Annotated in this window: 18 protein-coding genes and 1 pseudogene; 6 read left to right on the top strand and 13 right to left on the bottom strand. The window is 58.3% G+C overall.

Annotated features, from left to right (window positions below):
• Positions 1 to 3: 3 nt before the first annotated feature.
• The 4 genes from LGN17_RS28270 to LGN17_RS28255 all read left to right on the top strand — a co-directional run bounded on the left by LGN17_RS28270 (position 4) and on the right by LGN17_RS28255 (position 3,884).
• The gene (locus tag LGN17_RS28270) at positions 4 to 1,254 is read left to right on the top strand and encodes an ATP-grasp domain-containing protein (protein ID WP_226200226.1); all 1,251 of its coding nucleotides are present in this window, start codon (positions 4 to 6) and stop codon (positions 1,252 to 1,254) included.
• Between the two features lie 84 nt (positions 1,255 to 1,338).
• Positions 1,339 to 1,839 carry a hypothetical protein gene (locus tag LGN17_RS28265; RefSeq protein ID WP_226200224.1) on the top strand — a complete coding sequence of 167 codons (501 nt, stop codon included), beginning with the start codon at positions 1,339 to 1,341 and terminating at the stop codon, positions 1,837 to 1,839.
• 238 nt (positions 1,840 to 2,077) lie between these two features.
• Positions 2,078 to 2,851, top strand: a complete 774-nt coding sequence (locus LGN17_RS28260; RefSeq protein ID WP_226200222.1) for an isocitrate lyase/PEP mutase family protein — start codon at positions 2,078 to 2,080, stop codon at positions 2,849 to 2,851.
• Positions 2,838 to 3,884 carry a bifunctional transcriptional activator/DNA repair enzyme AdaA gene (locus LGN17_RS28255; protein WP_226200220.1) on the top strand — a complete coding sequence of 349 codons (1,047 nt, stop codon included), beginning with the start codon at positions 2,838 to 2,840 and terminating at the stop codon, positions 3,882 to 3,884. The genes LGN17_RS28260 and LGN17_RS28255 overlap by 14 nt, the downstream gene beginning before the upstream one ends.
• A gap of 106 nt (positions 3,885 to 3,990) precedes the next feature.
• Here the strand turns inward: LGN17_RS28255 and LGN17_RS28250 are convergent.
• Both LGN17_RS28250 and LGN17_RS28245 read right to left on the bottom strand, forming a co-directional pair.
• Positions 3,991 to 5,014: pseudogene (locus tag LGN17_RS28250) on the bottom strand (IS256 family transposase); the annotation flags it as partial.
• A 313-nt stretch (positions 5,015 to 5,327) separates the two neighbouring features.
• A complete protein-coding gene (locus LGN17_RS28245) occupies positions 5,328 to 5,732 on the bottom strand; it encodes a DUF2384 domain-containing protein (RefSeq protein ID WP_226200218.1) in 405 nt (134 codons plus the stop codon).
• 108 nt (positions 5,733 to 5,840) lie between these two features.
• Between LGN17_RS28245 and LGN17_RS28240 the strand changes: the two genes are divergently transcribed.
• On the top strand, positions 5,841 to 6,098 hold the full coding sequence (locus LGN17_RS28240; RefSeq protein ID WP_226200217.1) for a hypothetical protein: 258 nt from the start codon (positions 5,841 to 5,843) through the stop codon (positions 6,096 to 6,098).
• A 202-nt stretch (positions 6,099 to 6,300) separates the two neighbouring features.
• Here the strand turns inward: LGN17_RS28240 and LGN17_RS28235 are convergent, their stop codons facing one another.
• The 10 genes from LGN17_RS28235 to LGN17_RS28190 all read right to left on the bottom strand — a co-directional run bounded on the left by LGN17_RS28235 (position 6,301) and on the right by LGN17_RS28190 (position 16,860).
• A complete protein-coding gene (locus LGN17_RS28235; RefSeq protein ID WP_226200215.1) occupies positions 6,301 to 6,972 on the bottom strand; it encodes a hypothetical protein in 672 nt (223 codons plus the stop codon).
• Positions 6,969 to 7,937 (bottom strand): abortive infection family protein, encoded by a 969-nt coding sequence (locus LGN17_RS28230; RefSeq protein WP_226200213.1) that lies wholly within the window; start codon positions 7,935 to 7,937, stop codon positions 6,969 to 6,971. The genes LGN17_RS28235 and LGN17_RS28230 overlap by 4 nt, the downstream gene beginning before the upstream one ends.
• A gap of 285 nt (positions 7,938 to 8,222) precedes the next feature.
• Positions 8,223 to 8,717, bottom strand: a complete 495-nt coding sequence (locus tag LGN17_RS28225) for a hypothetical protein (RefSeq protein WP_226200212.1) — start codon at positions 8,715 to 8,717, stop codon at positions 8,223 to 8,225.
• Between the two features lie 225 nt (positions 8,718 to 8,942).
• Positions 8,943 to 10,418, bottom strand: a complete 1,476-nt coding sequence (locus LGN17_RS28220) for an HNH endonuclease (protein ID WP_226200210.1) — start codon at positions 10,416 to 10,418, stop codon at positions 8,943 to 8,945.
• Positions 10,419 to 10,811: 393 nt separating this feature from the next.
• Complete coding sequence (locus LGN17_RS28215; RefSeq protein ID WP_226200208.1) at positions 10,812 to 11,372, bottom strand: RidA family protein; 561 nt, start codon at positions 11,370 to 11,372, stop codon at positions 10,812 to 10,814.
• Complete coding sequence (locus tag LGN17_RS28210) at positions 11,369 to 12,553, bottom strand: acyl-CoA dehydrogenase family protein (RefSeq protein WP_226200206.1); 1,185 nt, start codon at positions 12,551 to 12,553, stop codon at positions 11,369 to 11,371. The genes LGN17_RS28215 and LGN17_RS28210 overlap by 4 nt, the downstream gene beginning before the upstream one ends.
• A 47-nt stretch (positions 12,554 to 12,600) precedes the next feature.
• The gene (locus LGN17_RS28205) at positions 12,601 to 13,740 is read right to left on the bottom strand and encodes a class I SAM-dependent methyltransferase (RefSeq protein ID WP_226200204.1); all 1,140 of its coding nucleotides are present in this window, start codon (positions 13,738 to 13,740) and stop codon (positions 12,601 to 12,603) included.
• Positions 13,635 to 15,143, bottom strand: coding sequence for a class I adenylate-forming enzyme family protein (locus LGN17_RS28200; protein ID WP_226200202.1), 1,509 nt, complete (start codon positions 15,141 to 15,143; stop codon positions 13,635 to 13,637). Before LGN17_RS28200 ends, LGN17_RS28205 begins: the two co-directional genes overlap by 106 nt.
• A 4-nt stretch (positions 15,144 to 15,147) precedes the next feature.
• Positions 15,148 to 16,368 (bottom strand): MFS transporter, encoded by a 1,221-nt coding sequence (locus tag LGN17_RS28195; protein WP_226200201.1) that lies wholly within the window; start codon positions 16,366 to 16,368, stop codon positions 15,148 to 15,150.
• Between the two features lie 105 nt (positions 16,369 to 16,473).
• Entirely contained in the window at positions 16,474 to 16,860 is a 387-nt protein-coding gene (locus tag LGN17_RS28190) for an ectoine synthase (protein WP_011659963.1), read from the bottom strand.
• A 966-nt stretch (positions 16,861 to 17,826) separates the two neighbouring features.
• On the opposite strand from LGN17_RS28190, the gene pabB reads away from it, so the two are divergent.
• A complete protein-coding gene (gene pabB, locus LGN17_RS28185) occupies positions 17,827 to 19,029 on the top strand; it encodes an aminodeoxychorismate synthase component I (RefSeq protein ID WP_226200199.1) in 1,203 nt (400 codons plus the stop codon).
• Here the strand turns inward: pabB and LGN17_RS28180 are convergent.
• The gene (locus LGN17_RS28180; RefSeq protein WP_226200197.1) at positions 19,010 to 19,276 is read right to left on the bottom strand and encodes a hypothetical protein; all 267 of its coding nucleotides are present in this window, start codon (positions 19,274 to 19,276) and stop codon (positions 19,010 to 19,012) included. The genes pabB and LGN17_RS28180 overlap by 20 nt on opposite strands.
• Positions 19,277 to 19,294 lie beyond the last annotated feature (18 nt).

The following is a 19,294-nucleotide window of genomic DNA, read 5'->3' as shown; positions in this document are numbered from 1 at the left end:
GACATGATGAAGAAGCGTCTTTTGATGGTCGGTGGTTGGAGTGATCTCTACAGGGCGATCAAGGCCCTCGGGTTCGACCTAACTGTCCTTCAAAACAAGGAAGATATCGCAACGGATGATGTTCGACTAATCGACCAACTCGTAACGACGATTCGGGGCGCGGACGAAGTGGTTACCATCGCGCGGTCGCTGCATGCAATCCGCCCCTTCGATGCCGTCGTTTCCTTTCAAGAGCAGGGGGTGCTCAATGCTGCCAAGATTGGCGCGGAACTTGGTCTTCTTGCCAACCCGCTAGGTCCGGTCGCTCTCACCCGAAATAAAGGGCTTATGCGCGAGCACATGGCGAAGGGTGACTTCCCGTCGATCCCATTCGGCGTTGTTGCGAGTGGAGAAGAGATCAGAGCGTTTGGTGCGAAGGTTGGCTATCCCATCATTGTCAAACCGATTGAAGGGCTCGGTAGTCACCACATCAAGAAACTCTATAGCGGGGACGGCGCCAATCAGGCACTCTCGGAGATCAGGATCGACTATCCAGGGGTTAATCCGATTGCGGAGAAATTCGTGAGCGGCCCAGAAGTCAGTGTCGAGGCAATCAGCTGGAACGGTGTACATGAAATACTGGCGGTCACCGACAAGCTCCATACTGGCGAGCCATATTTCGTGGAAGTCGGCCATACGATACCTTCCCGGTTGCCGAAGGAGACGATTGATCGAATCCACGAGATGACTCGTTTGTTTCTGACATCGATCGGGCATCAGCATGGGCCGACTCACACGGAAATCATCGTTGGTGAAAGCGGCCCCGTCATCATCGAATCGCATACGCGCGCGGGCGGCGATCGCATCTTCGAACTGGTGGAACTGACGTCGGGCATCAACATGTTCGAACACATGCTGCGTGGGCTGCTCGGTAAGAGCAATGAAACCGAGCGACAGGTGTCCGCCGGTGGCGCGGCGATTCGGTACATGCATTTTTCGCCCGGGCGGGTGGAGGAGATCGTTGGCCTGGAAGACGCCCGTCAGTGCGATGGCGTGATCAGGCTTGACCTCAAGGTGAAGAATGGCGACATGCTGAGGCCTGTCACTCAATCCATCGAAAGGCACGGTTATGTGCTGGCGGTTGGCAAGGATGCGGAAGAAGCCGCTGCACGCGCCGATGCTGCCGTGAAGAAAGTACGCGTAGTACATACGACTGAATCGGATGTGCTGGGTGCCGAAACTGCAAATGCAGCGGAAGTGAGCGTAGCAAATTAGTTTCTGGATCAGCCACCCACGCAACTTGAGTCATCGGCATCGCCAATGCCGCGCCGATTTCTAAACAAGAACACAGGGCAGCGCATGTCTGAATCGAAAGCCGCCGTTGTCGTAAATATTGCATCGATCACACATGATCATTTTTTGCATCGCGCAAACAAGATTCTTGCAGAGATCAGGTTTACGTCCTTGGTCGAACTTGTTGAGGAGACCATTCACGATCCGAATGAAGTCATCGAAATCCTGTTTCCTCTCATGACGCGAACGCCGCGTATCAGGTGGCACGATCTCATTCCACACGGTTCGCCGTGGCGCGGGACTGTCGAGGTACTGAAAAGAATGATGGCGGCCATTGAACGATGTAGGTCGTGGTCGAGGGAGTGCATTGATGATGCCATTCGATCCGTAACTCTGACCGAGGGCGAAAGTAGTTACTCGGTTAATGAGCTGCTGTATCGCTGCGTGCTGTTCTCCGAGTACCGCCTTCCCCTAGTCGAGTCGCTTGAGTATCTCGGAATCGACGAGTGCTTGAGCCGCTTACAGTATGTCAACCTGAATTTGATCAGCTTGAACCGGATCGGTTAGGTGGTGCTGGCCGTGGTTGCGAGCGCGGCACCTAGGCCCTGGCGTAGCCAGAATGGTCCCCTCGCTCGCGCCAACCTGAGGTGCATATCCTTTAAACTTTCGACGAAACCCTGGTGTTCAGGACTGCCGGATGCCAGGAGAAGTAACGCGACGGGACAAAAAATACCCGTCTGGTTTTCGGTTGTGAGGTCATCGGCCGAAACCCATACTTGAACCATATCCAAGTGAGGAACATTCCATGAAATTTGCCCAACTCCATCAACAAAACGAACCGCTGCTGCTTGCCAATGTCTGGGATGCCACCAGTGCTCGTGCGGCAGAAGCCGCCGGCTACGCGGCGCTCGGAACCTCCAGTGCAGCTATTGCCGATTTGTTGGGCTATGCCGACGGAGAAGGGGTCAGTTTTCCGGAATTGAAGGCACTGGTCGCTCGTTTGCGATCCGTATCCGATCTGCCGCTGACCGTTGATGTCGAGGCTGGCTATGGCGCGACACCCGAGGCCGTGGTAGCAAATCTCCGCGAACTGGCCGCTCTGGGCGTGGCCGGTGTCAATCTAGAGGACAGCGTGGTGCGTGAGGGGCAGCGTACCCTTGTGGACGCAGATACCTTCTCGCGGCGTCTGCACGATATCAATACGGGCTTGCTAGCATCCGGAGTCAAGCTGTTCCTCAACGTGCGCACCGATACCTTCCTGTTGGGAGTCGCCCATGCACGTGAAGAAACCGTTGTCCGCGGTCGGCGCTATGCGGAAAACGGGGCAAATGGTCTCTTTGTGCCCTGCGTAACCGATGAAGCGGATATCGCCGCGATCGTCGACGGTATTTCACTTCCGTTGAACGTGATGTGCATGCCGAATTTGCCGTCGTTCGAGCGATTGGCTGCACTAGGTGTCAAGCGCGTCAGCATGGGCAATTTCTTGCACCAACATGCGCTCCAAGTATTACAGAAACTTTTCATCGACGTGCGTGCAAGCCAATCTTTCAAGCCGGTATTCGATCATGCAAGTCACTGACACTCGGCAGATCGATACTTATTACCGTGCGCTGGTTGAGCGCGCGGCGGACCATGTCGGCATCTTCTACGTTGGGGTGAAGACCACTGGTGTGTTTTGTATTGCGACATGCCGGGCGCGCAAGCCAAAGCGCGAGAACGTCGTGTTCTATACAGAGCTCAAGGAAACACTCAACGCCGGTTATCGACCCTGCAAGGTATGCAAGCCGACCGAGAACGCTAACACTGCGCCACCCGAGGTGGCCGAGGCCATCGACTGGGTGCGCACTCATCCTAAGGAGCGTCTGAGTGACTATCTCCTCAGGCAACGCGGTCTTAGTCCGGAGCGTATTCGTCGCTGGTTCCAGCAGCACTACGGGATGAGTTTCCAAGCGTTCCAGCGTTCGCTGCGGATCAATACGGCGCTGGAGGAACTGAAGACTGGTCGGAGTACCACCGAGGTCGCGTTAGACAGTGGTTACGACTCGCTTAGCGGATTCGGCTACACCTGCAGGAAACTGACGGGGCGCGCGCCGACCGAGGCGACGAATGTCATCCTCATCCATCGCTTCACTACGCCCTTGGGACCGATGTTCGTGTGCGCCAGTGAGCAGGGCGTATGTCTGCTTGAGTTCGTTGATCGGCGGATGCTGGAAACCGAATTCAAGGATCTCCAACGACTCTTGCGGGCACGCATCCTAGCTGGGGAAAATGCTCACACGCGCCAAGCCGAGCGCGAAATCGGCGAGTACTTTGCCGGCACGCGCAAACAGTTTGATCTGACGCTAGACACGCCCGGGAGCCCATTCCAGCAATCGGTGTGGCAAGCGTTGCAGGCGGTCCCCTATGGAAGTACGGCCAGTTACGGTGAGCAGGCGGAGAAACTCGGCAAACCCCTGGCAGTGAGGGCAGTAGCGGGTGCCAATGGGGCTAATCGAGTCTCGATTGTCATACCGTGTCACCGAGTGCTGGGGAAGGATGGGACGCTAACAGGTTATGGCGGTGGCCTAGCTCGCAAGCAATGGCTTCTGGATCACGAGAAGCGCCACGCATAAATGAATGATTTTCTATTGGTCGACCTTGGAGCGGTTGGCCTTTTTTAATGTCGATGGCGCTAGATCAGGGGGTATCAGAATTTCCGTGTTCAAGGCAGGTTGAGATTCACACGGATGGCCGAACGAAACGATCTGCATAAAGGATCGCGAACTGATTCAAGACTTCTTTCCAATCTTTGGCAGCGCGCCTCCAATCAGCGGTGATATTGTGTAGTGCCAGCCAGATGAGTTTAGTCGCGGCCTCGTCGGTCGGGAAGTGGTGGCCCCGGGTCTTGATGATCTTGCGCAGTTGCGAGTTGATATTCTCGATGGCATTGGTTGTGTAAATAACCTTCCGCACCGCTGGCGGAAACGCAAAGAACGGGATCACACGGTCCCAGGCGTTGCGCCACGAAGCGCCGACTGTCGGGAATTTCTGGCCCCATAAGCCTTCGGCAAACGCATCCAACTCGGCCTGAGCAGCTTCTGCACCTGCGGCGGTGTAGATCGGCTTAATCGCGGCGGCCAGTGCCCTCCAATCTTTCCAGCTCGCGTAATCCAGGCTGTTCCGAATCAGATGGACGATGCATGTCTGCAGCGTGGTAGCCGGGAACGTGGCAGTCAGCACTTCGGGCATGCCCTTGAGACCATCGGTGACGGCGATCGGGATATCGTTGACGCCTCGCGTCTTCAGATCGTTGAAGACCTTCATCCAAAATTTTGGCGCCTTCGGTGCCTTCGGTGCCTTCGGTGCCTTCGGTGCCTTCGATCCAGAGCCCAAGAATGTCGCGCATCCCGTCCGGCAGCATGCCCAGCGCCAGATAGACCGCCTTGTTGCGCACTGCGGCGTCTTCGTGGATCTTGACCCGCAGCGCATCGAAGAACACGACCGGATACATGGGTTCGAGCGGCCGGGCTTGCCAGGCGGTCACTTCGGCCATCGCTTCGTCGATTACCGAGCTGATGAAATCGGGCGAGACTTCCGTGCCGTACTGCTCTTGAAGGAAGCCCTGGATCTCCCGGACCGTCATGCCGCGTGCGTACATGGCGACGATCTTATCGTCGAAGCCGGTGCAGCGACGTTCGTGTTTGGGGATCAACACGGGCTCGAAGCTGGCGTCGCGGTCACGAGGCACCTCGATACGGATCGGGCTGCGGATTCAATGGGTCACGACGCAGTTCCAATTGGGCGCTACACCCGATGTAGAGGTCCGCGAACTGCCGTTCGTGGTGCGCGCACGGGTCCGAAGGGCACAATTTTCGAGTGGACATACGACTAAGTGGGCGCGAAAAAGAAAATGCCCGCTCATCAAGCGGGCATTTGGAGAGGTGGGGCGAGAACATACCGCGGAACAACGTCCAAGCCGGTAAGCCCCGCTCCCTGTTTTCTTTCGCCGAACATAGGTCGGCTAGGACTTGAGAGTAGCTGCTATTTTGCAGACCCGCAACGTGTGTACCCGACCCCTATCCGGCTGCACCGGTCTCGATCGATGTGACGTAACGCAGCAGGTCTTGAGTGCGCCCTTCTGAAACGAGTTGCTCAGCAGTCTTGTAATCAAAGGTCGGCAACGGTTCATTGCGATACCAGAAAAGCGTCTTCTGAACGTCACCGGAGATATCGGTAGCCGCTCGGATGATCCGAAGCGCGTCCCGAAGGAACCTCTGCACGCTTTCGGAGCCCGCCAGCCGGCTCACTGTATTGCGATGGACATGGGCCAGCCGCGCGAGTGTTTGCATATCGATATGCAGGGCGGCCGCGAAGCGTCGCGCCGAGACGATCGGCGCGACGCTCTCCGAGTCTCTCAAAGACGCCATGAACTGGTCGAAATCGAGGGGTGGCGCTGAATCGCGGGCCAGATCAAGATTCATGGCAGATTACTCAATGCACACTATCTGAACATTTATAGCACAAGCGGTGTCGACGGTGCTGGCCGCTGAAACGTCCGCCCATTCCCGGAGCCCAAGCGAAGCTGGACGATGCGGCTCGCCAAGAAATACCTGCTCAGCGTGCAACTGCTGCAGAAGACCCTAGAAATCAACACACAGTCGATGGACCAGCTGCGCGAGGTGCTGTTCAAGGACGTGCCCACGATCCGCATCAGCGACGTGTTCGAGCGTCCAGAGATGGCCACCGACCTGCTGGAGCACGACCTCGCCAAGCTCAACCTGCTGCGCCAGCGCGGCAGCGAATCCTTCGCCACCCGCGAAGCGGCGTCGCGAGCGTTCCTGCGGTAAGTAGACCGTATGCGCCTCGCGACCAAGCAGGTAAGTCAGCGCGCTGGTCGCATAGACCTCCTCCTTCCTGACCCCGCGAGAAGATGAGAGAGCAAAGACATAAGCAATCCCCGTGTGTTTGATTGGTATTGCCGCGCGGCGCTGGAGCGCGACGAGCGCTCCCTCGATCGCGCGCCTCGTGCGCTCAGCTCTGCTCGACCGATCAGGCCAATTGCGACTCTTCCTGATCATTGCTCGGCTTGCGCTTTCCGAGCGCATTCCCGAGCGCTTTGTCGAGCTGATAGAGCACCCGGTCCGTTTGCGAGAAAGGCAGCGTTTCACCGCTGATCTCGCGTAGCGCGTCAAGGTATCGAAAATAGAGTTTGCAACAGCGATCGAGATAGCCCTTCGTCCGTGTCTCGCCAGTGGGTGTGGGAATCTCTTCACCAGGCAAAACCATGCGAAACGCGCGCTCGTCGATGATCTGAAACGTGTCGGCATTCATGAAGCGCAGGAAAGTCGATGCCATAGGCAGGCGGACGCCTTTGGCTCGCAGCAAGTCGCGTAGGAGCGTCTCCGCTTTTCGATGATCGCCCGGCGCGATCGTGCGCGCCGCGCTCAAGCTCGCGAGCACGTCGTCGTCGAGCCACACGAAACGCGAGAGCTTCCAGAGCACCATTTCATAGAACATCGAGCGATCGAGCGTTGCGCCCTCGGGCAAGGCGTCTAGGTTCGCTTCGATGCGGTTGGTCAGCTCGGGCAGATAAGTGTAATTGCGCAGAAGGTCACCCGCGTCGAGCGGCGCGGCTGTCGGCCCGCCAAGGGCCTGGGCGCGCTGCGCGATCTTTTCGTTCAACGCTGCGAGGTTGCTCTTATACGTCTCTGATGCGCTCATGTCGGATCGCTCGTCACTTTGCTCTTGGGTTTGGCCGTGGCGCTGGCTGCGTTGCTTGTTCTTACGGCGCCTGCCACATCGGGCGACTTTGCGGCCGCCGTCGTGGCCACTGTCGCTGCAGGAATGAACCCCTTGGCTTGTTGATAGGCCTTTGTCTCGAAGAGAAAGTCCGCGAGCGTCATCGCGCAGTTGACTGCGAGCTTCGCGTGATGTCGCGCGGGCCTATACGTCGTGCCATGGCTGTCCGACATCTTGTTTCGCATCGTCCCGAGCCCTTGAATGATTGAAGCGAGGCCGGTGATCACCTGCCGCAGCGCGTCGGAAATGTCCTTGCGGCTCGGGTCAAGGTTGAGCAGGGCGCGCACGCGATTGAACAAGCGGCCCAGATCTCCGTCGAACGCGGGCGAGGGCTCCGGCGAAAGTTCGGCTTCGATCGCGAGCAACAGGTGCTCGATCAAAGCGCGCGCGTTTGTGATCGCGCCGTCGAAATCGCCAAGCTCAATTTTCGCGCGGCATTTTCGTATTTGATCATCGATCGACGCGGCTGACGCTGCGGGCAGATCCTCCGGAATCGACTCGGCTTCGATCAGAGTGCCGTCGAGGCTCCGAACTTTGTAGCCGGGCCCTTCCCTGACGAGTTGCACTTTTTCGAAGGCGAGCAGCTCATTGAGCTTGGCCACACACTCATCGTGAGTCGGGGTGTCCTCGCCCTGGGTCAGATCGAACCAATTGCGTGGGTCCGCGACCGCGCAGAGCAGATCGGTGATCGCGGGCTTGCCGGAAAGTTCGGTAAGCTTATCCTTGGCGAAGACCGCACGACTTGGAAAGCCTTGCTCGTAGACGTCACGAAAGCCGTATTGATTGAAAAAGTCGACCAAATCCGTGCCGCGGCGATAAGGCCAACCGGTGAGGTTGCCGCAGACGATGTCCGCGAGCTTCGAGATTGTGAAAGACGAAAGCTTCATGGGCGGCAACCCCGTTCTGAGTCTTGTTCGCGCGAAAGGGGGCGCGAAAACCATCTATTTTAGCGCTCTTGGTGCCAGTCGCTAAGCGTGCCGGCGGGTCTCTGTCCGGTCATTCGCGACGCAGGGCAACGCTTGGGGCGCCTCAAGCGGCTCGCCCACGCAGCCAATGGGCGGAGGATGCTGCGCGAGGGCGCGGGCCCCATGAAGCGGCAGAACTGAGGTGGCGTGTCGCGAGCGTTTGGGGATGGCTCGCCCAATGTAGATCGAAACTTCAATCCCGGCGTTTTAGGTTGATGGTAGCGGTCGCATTGACGATTTGCGCCATTCTTGTCGCCCGATATTGCCCAATGACCGCGTCAGGCGAAACGGCACCCATGGATTTGCTATGAGGACCGCCTCTTGAAATGAAACAGTGACTTGAGTTCGACTGCCCAATCTAACACTGTCCAAGGTGTCACCATTTTCGGTGATTGGGGCGGGGGTCTCCCAAAGAAGGGTGTCGAAGTCCAACGCAGGCCTCGGCTTATCCCTCACATCTGTAAGCAAATCTTGTAGCGCGGTTGATTGAATCGTTTTACCGAACGCCATGGCGAGAGCGAACAGTGCCTCTTTGCCGTCAGCTTCGGCCGTGTCGATGTGCCACACAATCGAGCGCCACTGGTCGGCGGGACCGAGAGGATCGGTGCCGACCGGAAACTCCGGTAGTGGGATTTTCTGCGGCAGTGTGGGTGTCGGGACGGACGCTGCCGCATCTCTGGCGATCTCGGAGATTTTCTTCATTTTGCTGACTTCTTCGGTACCACGCCAAGGAACAGGCGCTTCGCGAGGCGTGATGGTAGGTTTTGGATGAGTGGCCGGCGATTATCACGCAATCTTGTGCCCCCGATGTCGCAAGCAACGAAGCGCTGCGTTTAATTGGCCCCGATGCCAGAGTATTGGTTCCGCCAAAACCCGTGGCGGAATCATGGTCTTTAGAGATCTCGGGTGCCGGCTTAGGTCACACCGTCAATCACGAGTTCTTGGCACCATCTTGATGTTCTGAACTACGGTGATTTCCTTGTCGTTGCTGTAGTCCTGATGAACCCACGAAGGTACGCTAGCGTAATGACGGAACGTCTCCTTGAACGTGTCGTCTTCAAAAAAATCAATCAAATCCCATGCGTCACGCGTAGAAAAAGGCAATGCGTAGACATAGATGTAGCAGCCTAAGCGGAATTCGCAGACTACATGCGGCAGCTTTGAAGTGTCTTCGCGACGTACGTAAAGGACGATCTGAGCCGAAGGCTCGGGCGGCAATGGAACAATTGCGGCGGCAACCTTCGGCAAACGCACGCCACCCGGTTCACCGAAACGCAACCAGCGAGCAGTTTTCTCCAACGCTGGTAGCTCCGCTTCGGGGATCACTGAAAGTGCGATCTTGCAAAGCGCCTTATAGAAATTGACGGGCACGATGCGTTTACCCTCGCCGAGTTGAGCGGTAAGCACGCCAGACGCTTCCTCGGATATTTTTTCGGAAATGACGATCATCTGCTTACCGTCGTTGAGGATCTGACCATTAGCGAACTTGATTGTCGGCTTGGAGCCCCGCGACTCTGTTCCCAGAAATACGCGCTGTACGTTAAGAAGCTCGATCAACGTTGGCTCGATCTTTTCACCAAAAAAGTGATTGCAGGTATCGCATTCGTCTGAAAGCTTGAGAAATTGATTTCCCAGTGCTGCCGGGATTGCGTGCGCCTCGTCAGAGAATGTTGCACCCGTCGCCTTTGTTCGGCCACAGAATCGGCATGTCCGATCGCTCTTGCGCGCATTCCCGATATCGACGCGCTTATCGGTTCGCGGTGCAACCATGTCGTAGGCTGCCAGCAGATCTCCGAATAAACGTTTGTGCTCTGCGGCGAACGAGCGTTCGTCGGGATGATTGAGCTGATAAACCAGTTGCTCAAGCTGGTGTTGTTCAGAAGTTGAAGCTAAGGGCACAGGTACAACCAGAAAGAATTCGGCATCGCGTAGTCCGTTCACAAGCTTCTGCAGACGATACAAATGCGGAGCCGATTTGCCAAAACTATCGACATAGCTCGACAGCTTGCTTTTAAGTTCGCTAGTGGCGCATTGGACCATGTTCAGCTTCACGGCATTAGTCGCGGCTGCCTCACCTGAGCCGAAGATCGCCATGAATTCGCGCAATGTGGCGGCACTTTCTGGCCCGAAACCCATGTGCATCGAACTGATCCCGGCCTCCGTAATGAAGGTCCACTGAAAGCCATAGTCGACGCCACCGGTGGTAAACGTTACGCCCGCCAACTCCAGGGCGCGACGAATCGCAAGTACGTTGTTGGCTACAGGCATACGCTGCCCGCGTTCGAAATCAGCAACTGTCGATACTCCGACGTTTGCTTTCAAAGCCAAATCTTGCTGCGACCAATGGAGAAGGCTACGCGCTGCCCTCACATGCTCGGCAGTGATCACTACGTCATCTTTCATCGAAAATCACCAATGTCATAAATTTACTATGACATCATCATAGTGTGTGGTCGATGTTTGTCAAGATGTTGTCAATCGACCTGACAACTGGGAGGTAATCCATCTCCATGGCGTTTGCAGGGGGGCAGGTGAGGGCCGTGACATTCCCAAGGACGACTTTTCTGAGAAATGCCGGGGCCACGGACATCTTTTTTGAGACGAGAGGCATGTAGATTTCTCAAAAAAGATGTCCAAGTCCTTGATCTGTCTAGGAGGCCAAAGACACCTTTTCTGAGAGCCCACATTTGTTGTTGGTTCTCAGAAAAGATGTCCGCAGTCTCAATAAGTTGTCTTTGAATTGATGATGAAAACGCCTCGGAATAATCCGCTTTAACCCGCGCAATTTTTGGAATTTTACGTCTGCGCCCTACCCCTCGCCGTGAGGCGGCCTTCAACGGAATCCTGCCAGACGAATGCAACCAGATCCACTTCGACCGCAGCGTATCGAGGCAGCCGGAATGCGCTGAGTGACGTTCTGGTGTGTACGCCCGCTTCGCCGAACACGGAATACACCACCTCCGACGCGCCATCGGCGACGGCACTGTGTTCTTCGAATGCGGGGTCGCTTTGCATGTAGACGCCGATGCGCGGAACTGCCCGGACCCGATCGAGGGTGCCGAGTGACCGTTGTAATAGCGCGATGCAGCGTGCGGCACAGATCATCGCGCCGCGCCGACCATTGTCCACCGACACTTCCGATCCGATCAAACCGCGAATGGCGATTTCGCCGTTAAGCTTCGGAAGTTGTCCGCTGACGAAGATCTGGTTGTCACAGCGCATGAGCGGAGCGTACCGCCCTGCCGCACCCAAGTCGTCGTCTACGGCGAGTCCCAGTTCATCGGCAATTCCGCGGAATATCGCGTCCCGGTTCATGTCGATCGTCTCCGTTTCGTCGTCCGGCGCCGTGGTATTCATTGATACCCCGGCGGGGAATCACGGGAGGTGCCCGTCGAATGCGCGATCGCGTGGCCGCCATACGCAACAGCCGCCGCGTCCCAGCCGACGTCGATGTGCGATGCCATGACCTGCAGGTCGCGCCAGTGACGTTGTGCAGGATGGGCGTCGAATGCCGCGGCGGTGCCCATGCTGCCGATGAGTCGCCGGATCGCGTCGACGCAAAGCTGCGCGATGAATGCGCGATCACGCCTGATGCGGACCGTCTCGGCAGGCGACACCGCGCGCCGCGCGGTGCCGGCCGTGTGCAAGGTGCGGACCAGCGCGTCGTAGAGACGGCCCGCGCAGGTGAGCTCCGCGTCGCTTTTCGCGATGTGCCCGCAAAGCATCGCGTCGCAGCTTCTACCGCGGCTTCGGAGCGTATTGATGCAGTGCCGGTACGCGCCCTGTGCGCAGCCTAGAATCGGGCCGATGATCCACGTCGTGCTGTACGGGATGAGCGGCACGTCGTACAGATACGCGTCGGGATGCAGGTCGGCGCCGGCGGGATGCGGGCCAAAATAGTTCGAACGAGCGAAGATCCACTCGTCCGATACGTACAGATTGTCGAATGCAATATCCCTGGAACCTGTCGCGCGCATGCCGGACACGTGCCACGTGTCGAGCACACGGACGTCTTCGCGTCGAACCACGACCTTGAAGATCTCCTGGGCCTCCGGTGCGTCCGTCCCGCTGAGTCGTGCCGAGACGATCACCCAGGTGGCGTGATCGATGCCCGAGCTGTAGCGCCAGATGCCGTTCAACCGGAATCCGCTGCCGTCCCTGGCGAACGTGCCGTTCTGAACCGTGGCCGTCGCGAACAGCTGTCGCGGCCCGTTCGCGAAGATGATGTCCTGACAGGCGGCGGGCAGGCGCGCCGCAGTCGTCACATGTCCGCCGACGACACTTAACATCCAGGCCGTGGACGCGCACGCGGTGGCTGCGAGCCGCGCAGCCTCGACAAGTGTCGGGAAGTCCTGTTGCAATCCGCCGTAGCGGCGCGGTGTCAGCAGGTGGAGGAGCCCGGCGTCGTGCAGTTCGGCCATTGTCTCGGGCGACAGGCGCGCGAACTGATCGGCCGCCTGTGCGCGAGCCTGCCAGCGCGGGAGCAGTTGTTCGATGCGTCGGCCGATCTGCGTGCGCTCGAGTTCGAGCCCGTCCACGCATGACCGGATCGTATCCATTGACAGGAGGTCATCATGCAGCTGCATCACGTCGCGTCTCCTCGCGGCCCGGCCACTCTGCGCGGTACGGGGTGATCGAAGCAGAACACGGGCTCGATGCAGGGTTCGCCGAGCAGCGAGACGAATTCCTCGATCGATCGTGCGTCGTTGGAGGCGACGAACTCGTGAAAATTCGTCCCATTCCAGAGCAGATAGACATGTTCGAACCGCTCGTGGATCGACGCGACGAGCGTATCGAACGTCACCTGTCCGTTTTGCATCTGCGAAAGCATCTGGTTGCGCTTCCAGTCGATTTCCTCGCGGCTGAAGTAATGGCGCTTGTGCAGTTCGTCCTTGACGCTCTCGCGCTTGTCGTACTCGTCGAGCGAATCGCAGTTGAGCTTCTCGAGGAAAAAGATCAATCCGTTCGGCTTGAGCAGACGCGCGACATGACGGATCTGGTCCGCGCGATCCACGCCATAGAACTGAAATGCGGCGGTCTCGTAGATGTAGTCGAACGTGCCGGAGAAGCGGTCGAGGCGCGCATGCTCCCGGAACAGCCGAGGGGTGACGTGGGCGAATGCCTGCGGGTGGAACGTCGAGAATTCGTGATTGGCGAACTGGTTGAACGCCGTTTCATTGGCCGGGTTGGGCGAGTTCGTGAAAGTGCGGATCAGGCCGTTCGATCGTTTTGCCAGCGTTCTGCCGTTGGTGCCGTCGAAGGCATCGACTTCGTAAAACTCGAAGTGCTGATCCGCGTGCTGCCTGCGACGTTCGGAATACCGCGTGAGCGCGACGCCGACGCGCGACATTTCCTCCAGTATGGCTGGCACGCTGGCAAGAAAATGCGTGAACAGCGGCCCGGCTTCGGCGACCATCAGGTCGTGATACGCAAGCACGTCCGGATCGCGCAGCAAATGGCGGATGCGGCTCGCGACCGATTGCTTCGGCACCTGCGTCTCGCCCGTCGCAAGGCTGTGAAAATAACTTGCCATCCGGATCATCGGCGCGCTTTCCAGGTATTGCTCCGCGCCGTCCTCGATTCCGCTTGATGTCATGGTTGGCCTCTTCGCACGGAGTATCAGTTCAAGCCTTGGGCGGACACCTTGCCGCCGAACGTTCTTGGCAGCGCTCGCAGGAAGTCGATGCTTGCCGGAACCGCGGCGGAGTCCAGATGGCGGCGACAATGATCGAGCAGCTCGATTGCGTTGGCCGCAGATATCGCAGCCGGAACGACATAGGCTTTGGGGACGCGTGCGCCGTCTGACCGAGAAACCGGTACGACGAGCGCTTCCGCAACGGATTCGTGGTCGAGCAATACCCGCTCGACGGCGCGCGGATTCACGGGCACGCCGTCTCGAGTGAACAGGTCGCCCTTCCTGCACTGAAAGAACAGGAATCCGTCCTCGTCCATCGCGAACAGATCGCCGGTCATGAACACGCGCGATTCACCGAAACATCCTTTGCGAATGACGCGGGCGGTATCTATTTCGCGCCCCCAGTATTTCTCCATCAGCAGATCGCCGGCTACCGCCAGTTCACCGACCTGCCAGGGCTGGACCACGAGCGCATTGTCGTTGCCGACGAGGTAGGTTCTGATGCCCGGAATGGCTTTGCCGACCGAGCCGATACGTCGATCGAGTTCGGCGGGCGGCAGGTAGGCGATGCGTTTGCACTCGGTCGAGCCGTAGTTGCAGTAGATCAGGACAGCCGGCAGCGCATGCCTGAGCAGGCGAATGTACTTGCCGGGCAACGCCTGTCCGCTGGTCGAGACATACCGCAGCGATTGCAGTCTCGACGCAGGCAGGTCGCCCGATTCGCACAGACGGAAAAGCGCCGGCGGAAAGACATGCAGGCCGGTTACGCCGTGTTGCTCGATGATGTCGACGATGGCGGCGGCTGAAGCTGGCAACGCCGTCTCGACCACGGCACGGCCCCCGAACAGCAGCGGCATGACCGTGTTGTAAAAGCCGTAGTCCGAGCTCAAGCCCGGGGAGAAACTGAGCACGATGTCGCGTTCGCTATTGGCGAGATAGCCGGAGACCGAGCGGAATGCGGCAATCATGTTCCGGTGCGTGACGAGCACGCCCTTCGAATCGCCGGTCGAGCCGGATGTGTAGAAGATCGTTGCTGCGTCATCCATGGAGGGATTGCCCGCTTCGGATGCGCCGTCGACCGCGAAGCAGGCGACATGTTCCGACAGGTCGCCGCGGGTCGCGTCGATCGTGACCGCGCGATGACGGGACGCGATGCGGGGCGAGGTCGATCGCGATGCCACGAGCGCGCTGGCGCCGCAATCCGCGATCTGCTGCTCCAGTTCGGCGGTGTCGATCGTGTGCCTGATGCATGCCAGTACGCATCCGGCCTTCAGGATGCCGAATGCAGCCGCCACCGCATGCACGGACATCTCCGAATAGAGCGCGACGCGCGCGCCGGCGGGAATGCCGAGACGGTGAAGCGTATCGGCTATCGTCAACATCACGTCCAGCAATTCGCCGTAGGTTGCCGAACGTCCGTCGACCACCAGCGCGACTTTGTCTCGCCGGCTGCTCGCGCTGCGCTCGAAGTATTGCGGGAATCGTTCGATCATGGCATCAGCCTTCGTGTGAGGACACCGAGGCCGACGAGGGGCTGTGGCCTTTTCGAATGCGGGGCGCGAGCGAGACCAGCAACCCGAGGCAACCCATGCACACGGATAGCACCATGATGACCGTGTCTGGCCCGAAACGCGTCGAGAACGCGCCTACCGCGACGCCCGCGAGCGGCTGTGTCATGTTGTTGAGGAGGATGATGACTCCCGTCGTCTTGCCGTAGTCGCGCGCGGGGATGAGCTTCTGCCGCGTGCTCCGGATGTACACGTTGAACATCTTGTCGAATCCGACGATCAGGAGGAAGCCGAAAACGTACCCTGCAATGCCCGGGCTGGCTGCCGCGATAACGCCGCCGATACAGATCGAACCGAAGCCGACGAGGCCGAGGACGCGCCTCGGGATATGCAACCTCGCCGTCATCAGCAGAATCGCGATCGTCACGCACGCGCCTGCCGTTTGCAGTCCTGCGTAATAGCGTCCGCTTTCGTGATGAAAGCCGGTGACCATCGCGGCGGATGTCGCGAGCGTGACGCCGATCACGAGGTTCTCCGCGGCAGCCAACATGACGACGGACTTGACGCCGGGGAGACGGATGACGTGAGACAAGGCCGTCTTGATCGGCGTGAACCAGGTGCCGTGCGTGCTTTCCGGCATCACGAATTCGAACGCGCTGGACTTTTGCCAATAGGCGAGCGCGACGTCGGCTGTAACAAACAGCGCGGCCGCGGCCACCACGACGAATTCCCAGCGCCACCACGACAGCAGGATCGCCGCGAGCATGGGGCCGAGCACCAGACCAAGCTGGTCGGCCAATTGCGAATACGACAACACTTTTTCGAAGCGATGGCTGCTGAATATCTGCGGCAGCATCACCTCGCGCGCAATGATGCCCTGACTCGTCAGCATGCCGCACAACGCGGACAGCGCGATCAGCCATCCGATGCCGCCGACGAGATCATAGGCGACGACGCCCGCGACGCATACTGCCGCGCGGAGAACCTGACTGACTCGCATCAGTTTCGTGGGCGAATACCGGTCGCAAAGCGCGCCTAGAAACGGGAAGCACAGGTATCTCGGCAGTGTTTCGAGCGAAAACGCGATGCCCGACCAGGACACGCGTCCTGTCATCTGAAAGATGACCAGCGGCACGAGAAACAACAGAATCTGGTCGGCGAGGCGGGCAAGGAAAAGCGAATGGAAAAAGGCTTGATGCTGGGCGCGCACGAACGGTCACCTTTCTTTTGCGCGGAGCGCGATGCATGCGCGCTCCTGCGGACGTTGCCGGGAGGTCTGGTACCCCGGGACTTCCCGGAATGAGCGTATCGAGCTTCAGTAAGCGGACGCTTCCGCAGACTCCAGGTTATGCCGTTCGTGTCCCTTGAGTGGGGGATTGAAGACGCTGACAAGCACCAGATCCCCGTCTTTGCCGCCGCGCAGGTAATGCTGGTCGTGCCGATCGAGCACGTAGATGGTGCCCGGGCGGATCGGAAAGACGTTACCGTTCATGTCCTCGACCTCGCCTTCGCCCGCAATGCAATAGCAGGCTTCGAGATGGTTGCGGTATTGCAGGAGCGATTCCGTACCCGCACGCACCACCGTATGGCACACGCCGTAGCCCATGCCGTCCTTTTCCGTCAACAAGCGATGGCTTGTGCCGGAGCCCCATTCGACAAGCAGCCCATCCTTTTCGACGTCTCTCAGGTTCCTGACGAACATATTCGCATTCCTTTCTTTTGTGTAAGAAATTATTGTCCTGCTCTCAACGGAAGCGAAGCCACGAAAAAGCTAGCCAGTGCCCGTAACAGAATGGCCGGCTAAATCATGTAGTTTTTCAACATTAACCGCTGATGGCGTGGCTGGTCAAGGACGGAATATTGGGGGAATTTCCGGGGATTATGTAAATCTTCCTTGGAGGTGTTGGGGTGAGGCTGGACGTGTGCAATGTAGTTTATCTACACTTTTTTTGTGGGTTGCCTGGTTTGTCGACATAATCCGTGGCGGTGTTTCCTGGCAGCGGCACCGCCTTGCGGTCGCGACGTAGCGAACAAACAGAGCGATCTCCGGTGCGTACCAAGACGTTCTCGTGTGGGCACGGCCGGCCGAAGCCAACTCGGAGTTCCTCCAGTGATTGGCATCGAATGGCGTGGCCGGATCAGACGTGCCGCAATTCGCCGCGACGATCTAGGCGACAATCGCATTTCCTGAACGTATTCCGTCGGTGGGGGAAACCATGGACATGCAGTTAGCGGGTGAAGAACCGATAGTCAGATTCCGGGAAACGATCGACAAGGACGTGAGCGGAATTCCGAGGCCGTGGCAGATCAGGCGGGAGGACCGCGCGCGACGGCAGGGCCACCTACGCCGAGCTTCGGTCACTGGATCTCACGGTGTGGACGTCTTTTGACGGCCGATGACAGTCATCAGCCGCGAGGCGGCGCGACTATGCGAGAGATTTTCCAAAGACCACTTTTCTGCGAATTCCCGCACCCAAGGACGTCATTTCTGAGACGAGCGACATCGAGGCATCTCGGAAAAGATGTCCGAGTTATTGATTTCAATAGGGTGCCAAAGACACCTTTCCTGAGAGCCCACAGTCATGCCTCGATCTGAGTCGGTCAGATTGATCATCTTTACCCCAACGCGCCCTCTAGGGGCCGACGCACCTATCGCGCGAGACGTCCAATGACCATCTGCCGATTTGAAAACGCAATCCAAAAGAAGGCGCTTGCCCTGCATGGATTGATCAGAAAAATTGAAGTCAAGGTGGCCGACGAACTGCCGTCGGCAATGGCCGATATCGAACACGCACAGAAGGAAGGGTATTGGATTGCCCTCAAGCTGAGCTACTCCCTGGGCGAATGGCTCGAGCCGGCACTCATGGACAAACGCGCCCCCTCGAAGAATAGCGGCGCCCCTCGCATGACTGCACTCGTCTTTGAGCGTGCTGTGCATGAAGCGGCATGGGAACCCCCACTTCACCCGCAATCCGGCCGCATTATCAGCGCGTCGCCGAGAATCAGCTTCAACGAATACAGAGAAAAAGTATCAAAAATCAAGCGCTTGCTTGAAAGTGGCGATGTTTACCAGATAAATCTTACTTTCCCAATAGACGTCGAAATCGAAGGGAATCCTGAATCCATATACAGGGAAATAATAAATCTTCACCCGGTATCGCATGCGGCCTATATCGATGACGGCGAATCGCTAGTGCTGTCTTTCTCGCCTGAGCTGTTTTTGTCGCGCTCAGGAAGCATCCTGACCAGCCGGCCGATGAAAGGCACGGCTCCTCGGCATCGGCATCCGGCAGAGGATCTGATTTCCGCTCGCGCGCTACAGGCCAGCATAAAAGACCGAGCCGAAAATGCGATGATCGTCGATCTGTTGCGTAGCGATATGGGGAAAATCGCCCGCTTCGGCTCCGTCAAGGTCGAGAAGTTGTTCGATCTTGAACGCTATCCGTCGATATGGACCCTGACTTCTACGATCAAGGCGGATATCGGGCCGGCTTCCTTCTTCGAGATACTGCGAGCCCTTTTCCCTTGCGGCTCCGTGGTCGGCGCGCCGAAGATCGCAGCGATACGCCACATCCGGCAACTCGAGATGGAAGACCGAGGTCTCTATTGCGGCAGTATCGGCTGGATGGCTCCCAATGGGGATTTTTCGCTAAACGTTGCAATTCGGACACTCGCGCTGGGAAAAAACGGCTCCGGCGTATATGGAGTCGGTGGTGGCGTGGTACTCGACTCCAAAGCGGATCTCGAATGGAGCGAATGCCAATGGAAATCGCGGGTATTAGGTAGCGTCAGCAGCGAAGGGTGGCGTGAAGCCAATCATTGCACTCACGCAAAACATCAGGAACTGGAAGTCAACGATGAATTGATGTGAGTTGCGGCGGCCCGAGATTCGCGCGTTCATCGATAGCGCGGCCACTGTGCAAAACGAAGTCGGTGCCGCGCAAGGACGGCAGAACGTATTGCGCCCCGACTTCGACCGAACCGGCCGGCGCAACGGCACGTGGCAGCATCGCGCCGGCAAGCCCCACCGAGACTGCGGCAGTGAGCGCATTCACGCTGCCGCTGACAAACACCTCGACCCAAGGAGTGCCGGCTTCGTCGACCGCACGCAGGGCCATCGAGCGAATGGTCGCGCC

Origin of the sequence: Burkholderia sp. AU30280 (assembly GCF_020420125.1) — a bacterium.
In the GTDB taxonomy this organism is placed as follows: Bacteria; Pseudomonadota; Gammaproteobacteria; order Burkholderiales; family Burkholderiaceae; genus Burkholderia.
Note: the sequence above shows the minus strand (reverse complement) of the source record. Positions and strands in the feature narration are given on the sequence as shown.

What these genes read in the sequence shown, in the direction of transcription:
- LGN17_RS28235 (WP_226200215.1), bottom strand. Translation starts at nt 6,972, where the DNA reads ATGAGCGCATCAGAGACGTATAAGAGCAACCTCGCAGCGTTGAACGAA.
- LGN17_RS28260 (WP_226200222.1), top strand. Translation starts at nt 2,078, where the DNA reads ATGAAATTTGCCCAACTCCATCAACAAAACGAACCGCTGCTGCTTGCC.
- LGN17_RS28255 (WP_226200220.1), top strand. Translation starts at nt 2,838, where the DNA reads ATGCAAGTCACTGACACTCGGCAGATCGATACTTATTACCGTGCGCTG.
- LGN17_RS28215 (WP_226200208.1), bottom strand. Translation starts at nt 11,372, where the DNA reads ATGAATACCACGGCGCCGGACGACGAAACGGAGACGATCGACATGAAC.
- LGN17_RS28180 (WP_226200197.1), bottom strand. Translation starts at nt 19,276, where the DNA reads ATGGCCCTGCGTGCGGTCGACGAAGCCGGCACTCCTTGGGTCGAGGTG.
- LGN17_RS28220 (WP_226200210.1), bottom strand. Translation starts at nt 10,418, where the DNA reads ATGAAAGATGACGTAGTGATCACTGCCGAGCATGTGAGGGCAGCGCGT.
- LGN17_RS28200 (WP_226200202.1), bottom strand. Translation starts at nt 15,143, where the DNA reads ATGATCGAACGATTCCCGCAATACTTCGAGCGCAGCGCGAGCAGCCGG.
- LGN17_RS28225 (WP_226200212.1), bottom strand. Translation starts at nt 8,717, where the DNA reads ATGAAGAAAATCTCCGAGATCGCCAGAGATGCGGCAGCGTCCGTCCCG.
- LGN17_RS28240 (WP_226200217.1), top strand. Translation starts at nt 5,841, where the DNA reads ATGCGGCTCGCCAAGAAATACCTGCTCAGCGTGCAACTGCTGCAGAAG.
- LGN17_RS28190 (WP_011659963.1), bottom strand. Translation starts at nt 16,860, where the DNA reads ATGTTCGTCAGGAACCTGAGAGACGTCGAAAAGGATGGGCTGCTTGTC.
- LGN17_RS28265 (WP_226200224.1), top strand. Translation starts at nt 1,339, where the DNA reads ATGTCTGAATCGAAAGCCGCCGTTGTCGTAAATATTGCATCGATCACA.
- pabB (WP_226200199.1), top strand. Translation starts at nt 17,827, where the DNA reads ATGACCATCTGCCGATTTGAAAACGCAATCCAAAAGAAGGCGCTTGCC.
- LGN17_RS28270 (WP_226200226.1), top strand. Translation starts at nt 4, where the DNA reads ATGATGAAGAAGCGTCTTTTGATGGTCGGTGGTTGGAGTGATCTCTAC.
- LGN17_RS28245 (WP_226200218.1), bottom strand. Translation starts at nt 5,732, where the DNA reads ATGAATCTTGATCTGGCCCGCGATTCAGCGCCACCCCTCGATTTCGAC.
- LGN17_RS28230 (WP_226200213.1), bottom strand. Translation starts at nt 7,937, where the DNA reads ATGAAGCTTTCGTCTTTCACAATCTCGAAGCTCGCGGACATCGTCTGC.